The sequence below is a fragment of the Collinsella aerofaciens genome (assembly GCF_039758965.1).
Lineage (GTDB): Bacteria > Actinomycetota > Coriobacteriia > Coriobacteriales > Coriobacteriaceae > Collinsella > Collinsella aerofaciens_BR.
The window spans coordinates 1-1069 of the sequence record NZ_JBDMSL010000062.1; the positions used below are offsets into that span (position 1 = coordinate 1).

Annotated in this window: 1 protein-coding gene; it reads left to right on the forward strand. The window is 75.4% G+C overall.

Features of this window, described 5'->3' with window-relative positions:
- Positions 1–259: 259 nt before the first annotated feature.
- Positions 260–1069, forward strand: an 810-nt coding sequence (locus ABHU32_RS10050; RefSeq protein WP_346979822.1) for an IS110 family transposase, incomplete at its 3' end; no start/stop codon positions are given.

Genomic DNA, 1069 nt, shown 5'->3' on the forward strand with positions numbered 1-1069 from the left:
AAGAACGTCCATTACAGTCGAAATTGTCAGCCTGGGACCATCTCGGGCTACGATTGAGGCGCGCCCAGAACGGGCCGCCGACCGGGCGCCCGCGCACGGCCGAACGTCCCTGCCCCCGAGAGGGCCTGTTGGGTGCTGCCGGCGCGGGGCGCGCCGCCCCCGACGGCTGATAGGAAAGTGCCGGGCAGGTGCCGCGGCTGGTAATGTGAGTGCCGAGGGGGAGGCCATCCGGTCGAACGACTACCGGAAGGATACCACCGTGAAAGCGCCATCCACCAGACCCGCGGCCGTGCTCGGCCTGGACGTCGGCAAGTCGTCGCACTGGGCCTGCCTGATCGACCGCGACGGGGAGGTGCTGGCCAGCGCCCCCGTCCGCAACAGGGAGGCCGAGCTCGACGCGCTGTTCGCCTCCGCGCCCGCCGGCACGCTCGTCGTCGTCGACCAGTTCCGCAACATAGGGTCCCTCGCCGTGAGGCGGGCCCGCGCCGCGGGGCTCGGGGTCGCCTACCTGCCCGGGCTCGCCGCCAGCCGCGCCGCGGGCCTGTTCGCCGGCGAGGCCAAGACCGACGAGCGCGACGCCGCGGTGATCGCGCGGACCGCCCTGGGCGTGCCGGACTCCCTGTCGGGGGTCCCGGGCCGCGGCGAGGCCCTCGAGGCCGCCCGCACCCTCTCGTCGCAGCGCGACCACGTCGTCGCCTGCGCGACCAGGGACAAGAACCGCCTGCGCGCGGTGCTGCTCGAGTCCTGCCCGGCCCTCGAGGCCGCGGTCGACCTGTCGGACCGGCGGTGGCTGGAGCTGCTCGCCGGGTTCGGCGGGGCGTGGGGGATCGCCCGCTCCGGGGCCGAGGGCCCGCGGGCCGAGGCCGCCGGGGAGGCCGCGGCCGCCTCCACCGCGCCCCCGCCGGCGCTCGTCGAGGCCGAGAACAGGCAGGTCAGGTTCCTTGCCGCCCGAATATCGGAGGCCCTCGACGAGGCCGGGGCCCTCGAGGCCGAGACGGCGGCGCTGCTCGAGGGCGACGAGACCTACGCGTGCCTGCTCACCGTGCCCGGCATCGGCCCGAGGACCGCA